Genomic DNA, 7,303 nt, shown 5'->3' with positions numbered 1-7,303 from the left:
CTTGTCTGTCAATCACGCGCAAAGCACGCCGGCGCGACCGTGACAGGTTATGCAGAGCTTCCCTAGCGCGGGTTCGCTGCCCCGAAAACGGCGTTCGTCGTTCGGCGACGCCCGCTAGGCCGGCACCCGCCGACGCCAGCGCATCAGCCAGAGCGTGACCGCGATACCGGCCAGCAGCACCACGCCCACCATCAGGGTCACGCCCGGCCAGCCGGCCGCGCTCCAGAACAGCCCGCCCAGCGAGCCCACCACGCTCGAGCCCAGGTAGTAGCCGAGCAGATAAAGGCCTGCGGCATGCCCCTTGCCGCGCTCCGCAAGCAGTCCCACGAACCCGCTCGCCGTGGAATGCCCGGCAAAGAAGCCGATCGTGATCAGGGCCATGCCGGCGACCACGGCGACCAGGTTGGCTGGCCACATCATGGCAAGCCCTACGGCCATGCACACGATGGCAAACAGCAGCACCGGCGGCCGGCCGGCGCTGTCGGCAATACGCCCGGCGATGGGTGAGGTCACGATGCCGAGGATATAGATTACGAACACGGCGCCGATGGCCCCCTGCCCTAGCGAAAACGGCGCTTCGCTCAAACGAAAGCCGATGTAGTTGTAGACCGATACGAAGGCGCCCATGAACAGAAAGCCGCAGACGAAGACCCACGGCAGGGCCTTGTGGCGCAGGTGCTCACCGACCGGGCCGGCGTGCTGGGCCAGGGACATGCCGCGGCGCGGGGTGAAGTTCTGCGACCGCGGCAGCAGCCAGAAGAACAGCACGGTGGCAACAAGGCCGATTACGCCGATGGTCGCGAGCGCGACCCGCCAGTCCGCGAACTCCGAAATGAAGCCCGTGATCACGCGCCCGCCCATGCCGCCGGTGGCGGTACCGCCGATATACAGCCCCGTCGCCGTGCCCAGATCCTCCGGCGCGATCTCTTCCGAAAGATAGGCGATGGCCAGAGCCGGCACCCCGCCGAGGGCGATACCTTCCAGCGCCCTGGCGGCCAGCAGCGTGCCCCAGCCAGGCGCCAGCGCCGCGCCAATGGACAACAGGGCCGAGCCGATCAGCGATGCGATCATCACCGGCTTGCGTTCGATCGCATCGGACATCAGCCCGGCCACGAAGAGCGTAAACGCTAGCACGCCGGTGGTCACCGACAACGACAGGCTGCTCGCGGCCGCGCTGACATCGAATTCCTTCGAGAACGCCGGCATGAGCGGCTGAACGGCGTACATCGAAGAAAAGGTCGCGAATCCGGAGGCGAACAGGGCGAGGTTGGCACGCCAATAGGTTCGCGTGCCGCGTTGCAGGTAGCGCTTGGGTGACGCGTGATCGGCTTCGTTCATGCAGTTATTGTCTCATGCAGGCATCGTTCGCGCCGCTGTAGTCGGCGCGGCTCGCCTGCGCGACCGGCGGCGGTAAAACTGCGCCCGCAATCGCGGGCGGCCGCGGGCAATTGCGCAATTTCTCGATCTTTATGGCGTTCGTCCACGCCGCGCCGCCTTGCCAGCCCTATCGTTTCTCACCGTGCAAATCCACGGGAAGGCCGGTATCTGCTGGTATCGCGGCGCCGGACGGGCAAAAAACGCGCGGCCAGCGAATCCCGGCCCTAGCCGGGGAGCGCTCCCTTCACGGATAATGGCGCGCTTTAATTTCTACCGGCCACGGCCCTTATGATCGACAACCTGCGCAATATCGCGATTATCGCCCACGTGGACCATGGCAAGACCACGCTCGTGGACTGCCTGCTGCGCCAGTCCGGCACATTCGAGGCGCGCGAGGAAGTCGCCGACCGGATCATGGACTCCAATGATCTGGAAAAAGAGCGTGGTATCACGATCACGTCCAAGAACACCGCCATCGAATGGCGTGACCCGGACAGCAACGAAGCCTATCGCATCAATATCGTCGATACCCCGGGCCATGCCGACTTCGGCGGCGAGGTCGAGCGCGTGCTGTCGATGGTGGACTCGGTGCTGCTGCTGGTGGACGCGGTCGACGGCCCCATGCCACAGACCCGCTTCGTCACCGAAAAGGCCTTCGAGCTGGGCCTCAAGCCGATTGTGGTCATCAACAAGATCGATCGCGACGGCGCCCGTCCGGACTGGGTACTCACCCAGACCTTCGATCTGTTCGATTCGCTCGGCGCCACCGACGAACAGCTGGACTTCCCCACCGTCTACACTTCGGCGCTGGGCGGCTATGCCGGCCTCGAAGATACCGTGCGCGACGGCGACATGAAGCCGCTGTTCCGTACCATCACCGAGCGCGTGCCCTCACCGCCGGTCAAGACCGACGGCCCGTTCCAGATGCAGATCACCACGCTGGATTACAACAGCTTCGTCGGCCAGATCGGCATCGGGCGTATCGCCCGCGGTGCGGTCAAGCCCGCCACCCAGATCACCATCGTCGATCGCGACGGCAACAAGCGCAACGCCAAGATCGCGGGCGTATTCGGTTTTCTCGGCCTCAACCGGGTCGAGGTCGATCAGGCCCAGGCCGGCGATATCGTCGCTCTGACCGGCATGGACGGCCTCGATATTTCCGACACGCTGTGCGACCCGAGCGCGCCGGAAGCGCTGACCCCGCTGACCGTCGACGAGCCGACCATGAGCATGACCTTCGAGGTCAACAAATCGCCGCTGGCCGGCAAGGACGGCGACTATCTGACCTCGCGCCAGATTCGCGAGCGCCTGTTCCGCGAACTCAAGTCCAACGTCGCCATGCGCGTGGAAACCGGCAACGATCCGGACCGTTTCAAGGTGTCCGGGCGCGGTCTGCTGCATCTGTCGGTGCTGCTCGAGACCATGCGCCGCGAAGGCTATGAGCTGTCGGTATCGCGGCCTGAGGTCGTCACCCGCGAAGTCGACGGCGAGATTCACGAACCCTACGAACTGCTGATCTGCGATATCGAGGACGACCATCAGGGCTCGGTCATCGACAATCTCAACCAGCGCCGCGGCCAGCTGCAGAACATGCAGCCCGACGGCAACGGCCGTACGCGCCTGGAGTTCATGATTCCGGCCCGTGGCCTGATCGGCTTCCAGACCGAGTTCATGAGCCTGACCTCGGGCACCGGTATCGTCACCCATGTGTTCGACCACTACGGCCCGCGCGGTGGCGATGCCATCGGCCAGCGCCATTCCGGCGTGCTGATTTCCAACGCGGCCGGCAAGGCGGTCGGCTTTGCCCTGTTCAACCTGCAGGATCGCGGCAAGATGATGGTCTCGCCCGGCGACGAGGTATACGAAGGCATGGTCGTGGGCATCCATTCGCGCGAGAACGATCTCACCGTGAACGTGCTCAAGGCCAAGCAGCTCACCAACGTGCGCGCGGCCGGCTCGGATGAAAACATCGTGCTCACCCCGCCGATTCGCATGACGCTGGAACAGGCGCTGGAATTCATCAACGACGACGAACTCGTCGAAATCACGCCCTCCAGCGTTCGCGTACGCAAACGCTGGCTCAAGGAACACGAACGCAAGAAGGCCAGTCGCGGCTGATGCGGGCAGCGCCGGCACCGCGTCTGCGCGCTCACTGCCGCAGACGGGGTGCCTGCGTTATCGTGACCATTAAGTCGCTCCAGTCATCGAGGTTACCGAGGGATCGTTCATGCCCAGTCAAAGCCGTTCACGCCTGATCGTTCGTACCGCCAATCTGTCCGATATCCCGGCGATCAACCGGGTGGTACAGCGCACCTATCCCAACCTCGACGACTACACCTTCGACGAGCTGCGCGGCCAGATCAACAACTTCCCCGAAGGCCAGCTGGTCGCGGTCTACGAGGATGTGGTGGTCGGCTACTGTGCCACGCTGTGCCTGCCCGAGGATCAGGTCATGCGCCCGCATACCTGGGCCCGGATCACCGGTAACGGCTACGGCTCGACCCACGATATCGACGGCGACTATCTCTACGGCTACGAAATCTGCGTGGACCCGGAAGCACGCGGACTACGTATTGGCCAGCGCCTGTATCGCGAGCGTGAAGCCCTGTGCGTGAAGCTGGGCCTCAAGGGCATCGTCTTCTCCGGCCGCCTACCCGGGCTCAAGCGCCGCTACAAGAAGTACGGCAGTGCCGAGGCCTATGTCGAGGCGGTGCAGAACAAGGAAATCCGTGACTCGGTGTTGAGCTTCCAGCTCAACCAGGGCTATGAACTGCTCGGCGTCATGCCCAACTATCTGCCGCCGGACGAAGCCTCCATGGGCTACGGCGCGCACCTGCTCTGGCGCAACCCGGAGTACAAGTACCGCGAAGACGTCGTCGGTGATTCCCACGTACATCTGCAGCGCCCGGCCACCGTGCGTATCGCCACCATCCAGTACGGCCAGCGTGCGATCAACTCCTTCGACGAGTTCGCCCAGATCGTGACCTACTTCGTCCAGGAAACGGCCGACGCCAAGGCCGACTTCGTGGTGTTTCCCGAGCTGTTCACGGTCCAGCTGCTGTCGATCAAGAACGAGGAACTGCGTCATCGCGCGGCAATCCAGCGCCTGGCCGACTTCGTCGACGAATTCCGCGAGCTGATGTCCTCGCTGGCGGTCAAGTTCAACATCAACATCATTGCCGGCTCGCATCCAACCCGCGTCGGCGACGACCTGCAGAACATCGGCTATATCTATCTGCGCGACGGGTCCGAATACCAGCAGCCCAAGATCCACCCCACCCCGGGCGAGCGCCACTACTGGAATATCGTCGGCGGCGATTCGCTCAACGCGATCGAGACCGACTGCGGGCCGATCGGCGTGCTGGTGTGCTACGACAGCGAGTTCCCGGAACTGTGCCGACACCTGGCCGACCAGGGCATCAACATGCTGTTCGTGCCCTATTCCACCGAAGACCGCAACGGGCATCTGCGCGTGCGCTACTCGGCCCATGCACGCGCGGTGGAAAACCAGATCTATGTCGCCACCGCCGGCAACGTCGGCAACCTGCCGCGTATTCATGCCATGGACCTGCACTACGGCCAGAGCGCGATCATCACCCCCTGCGATTTCGCCTTCGCCCGCGACGGCGTGGCCGCGGATACCACCCCGAACGTCGAAATGGTCGCCATCGCCGATGTGCGTCTGGACGTGCTCCAGGACGCGCGTACCACCGGCTCGGTGCAGAACATGCTCGATCGCCGCCACGACCTCTACCACGTGCAGTGGATGCCGCGCCGGCGCGCGGTCAAGGCGCCGCGCAACCGCCGCTAAGCACCCTCTGCATGATCTGTCGCGGTCGCCCCGGCGTGCCTTGCGCAGGGCTGTAGCGTGCGCCTTGCACGGTGCGCCTGGCTGGACGCCGAACAGGCGTGCTTAAAGGCCCGGCCATAGGGGTCGGGCCTCGAAAGTGCTACGACTGCGTTGCCGAGCTTGAGCTGCCAACAAGGCAGGCGCTGCGCTCGTACGCGTTGTAGCAACGCATTTGAGCATGCGAACGCTTGCCGCCAGCGGCTATGCAGCGCTTCAGTGACCTCGGCATGACGGGCGACGGCGACAGCCGTTAGAGTGTCGGACAGCATTTTCCCATGGTCGGCCCCGGGGGCCGACGCTGCCCCATGACAGCGACTTCGATGATAGAGGCGGCCGCCCGCGCGCTCGCCGACAGCCGGCGTTTGCTCGTGCTCTCCGGCGCCGGGCTATCGGCCGAATCCGGCATCCCGACTTTTCGCGAAGCCCAGACCGGACTGTGGGCGAAATTCTCGCCGCAGGATCTGGCCACGCCGGAAGCCTTTGCCGCCAACCCGGAACGGGTGTGGGCCTGGTATCGCTGGCGGCGCAGCCTGATCGCCCGCGGCGGCGTTAATCCCGGACACCGCGCGATCGCGGCACTGGAACGCCATCTCGACGTGGTCATTGCCACCCAGAACGTCGACGGCCTGCAAAGCGCGGCCGGCAGCCACGATGTGTCCGAGCTGCACGGCAATATCTGGATCGATCGCTGCAGCGCCTGCGACGCCGAGCACCGGCAGCCGGTCGCCGAAGCCGACGACGACGCCGAGCTGCCTTATTGCGATGCGTGCGGGGCGCGCATGCGACCGGGCGTGGTCTGGTTCGGCGAGATGCTGCCCGTAAACGCGCTCGAACGTGCGCAGGCCGAGCTCGAGCGCTGCGACTGCGTGCTGGTGGTCGGCACCTCCAACCAGGTTTATCCCGCCGCGGCGCTGGTGGAGATGGCCGTGGCCGGCCCGGCAACGGTCATCGAGGTCAATCCGCAGGCCACCTCGGTATCCGCGGCCGTGGACGCACATATCGCCGAAACCGCAAGCAAGGCGCTGCCCGCGCTTGTCGACAGGCTCGACGGCCTGGGGGCAGCCCGCTAAGCTCGGTACTCATGAACATCGGTTTTCACGACCGCCCGCGCGGCGTCATAGCGAACGATTGCAAACGCCGGACTGGCAAAACAGGGGAGTAACGAATGACGCGTCGCGTGGTGTTCAATCAGAAAGGCGGGGTCGGCAAGACGACGCTGTTGTGCAACCTGGCCGCGATCGCCGCCGCGCGTGGCAGGCGCACGCTGGTGATCGATCTGGATGCCCAGTGCAACGCCAGCCAGTACCTGCTTTCGTCGGACAACCGCCAGGCCGAGGCCGGCAGCGCGGATTTCTTCGAAGCCACGCTCTCGCGGGCGCGTACCGGCGACAGCCTCGCCGATTACGTCACCCCCTCGCCATTCGACAACCTCTCGGTCATGGCCGCCCATCCGGATCTAGAAGAGCTGCGCGTCAAGCTCGAGGCCAAGCACAAGATCTACAAGCTCAAGCAGTCGCTGGCACGCCTTGACGGCTATGACGCGATCTTCATCGACACCCCGCCGGCACTGAATTTCTATTCGCAATCGGCACTGATCGCCGCCGATCGCTGCCTGGTGCCTTTCGACTGCGACGATTTCGCCCGCCAGGCCCTGTATTCCTTGTTCGACAACATCCACGAAATCCAGGACGACCATAATCCCGACCTGATCATCGATGGCATCGTGGTCAATCAGTTCCAGGCTCGGGCCAAGCTGCCCGAACGCATGCTCGCCGAACTCAAGGCCGAAGGCCATCCGCTGATCGAAACCCGGATCACCTCGTCGATCAAGGTACGAGAATCGCACGACGCGTCCATTCCCCTGATTCACTACGCGCCGAACCATAAGGTGACCCAGCAGCTGGTCGCGCTTTACGAGCAACTCGACTAGGCAAGCTGCGCCCAACCGGCCGCTCAGCGGTTCCGCCTCATAGACGCCGCGGCAAGGCGTCTGTGCGGACTCGAAGGCGAACCGCGAGAGGTTAGGGAACCTCTGATCTATTCATCCACGGTCGCGTTTGAGTCCCAAAAGGCCGC

General features: G+C 64.4%; 5 protein-coding genes. 4 read left to right on the top strand and 1 reads right to left on the bottom strand.

The genetic code is table 11. The annotated features are described in order from the left end of the window. Positions 1-114 precede the first annotated feature (114 nt). Complete coding sequence (locus ABNU97_RS16420) at positions 115-1,338, bottom strand: MFS transporter (protein WP_348767747.1); 1,224 nt, start codon at positions 1,336-1,338, stop codon at positions 115-117. Positions 1,339-1,665: 327 nt separating this feature from the next. Between ABNU97_RS16420 and typA the strand changes: the two genes are divergently transcribed. From typA to ABNU97_RS16400, 4 genes are all read left to right on the top strand, one after another. Further along, positions 1,666-3,495 (top strand): translational GTPase TypA, encoded by a 1,830-nt coding sequence (gene typA, locus ABNU97_RS16415; protein ID WP_348767746.1) that lies wholly within the window; start codon positions 1,666-1,668, stop codon positions 3,493-3,495. Between the two features lie 109 nt (positions 3,496-3,604). Beyond that, positions 3,605-5,188, top strand: coding sequence for a GNAT family N-acetyltransferase (locus tag ABNU97_RS16410; RefSeq protein ID WP_348767745.1), 1,584 nt, complete (start codon positions 3,605-3,607; stop codon positions 5,186-5,188). Between the two features lie 344 nt (positions 5,189-5,532). Continuing rightward, entirely contained in the window at positions 5,533-6,297 is a 765-nt protein-coding gene (locus ABNU97_RS16405; RefSeq protein WP_348767744.1) for an NAD-dependent deacylase, read from the top strand. A 95-nt stretch (positions 6,298-6,392) separates the two neighbouring features. Then, positions 6,393-7,157: a ParA family protein gene (locus ABNU97_RS16400; protein WP_348767743.1), complete on the top strand. Its 765-nt coding sequence runs from the start codon at positions 6,393-6,395 to the stop codon at positions 7,155-7,157. Positions 7,158-7,303 lie beyond the last annotated feature (146 nt).

Source organism: uncultured Salinisphaera sp., from assembly GCF_964012375.1.
Taxonomy (GTDB): domain Bacteria; phylum Pseudomonadota; class Gammaproteobacteria; order Nevskiales; family Salinisphaeraceae; genus Salinisphaera.
This window is presented reverse-complemented; position numbering and strand designations above follow the sequence as displayed.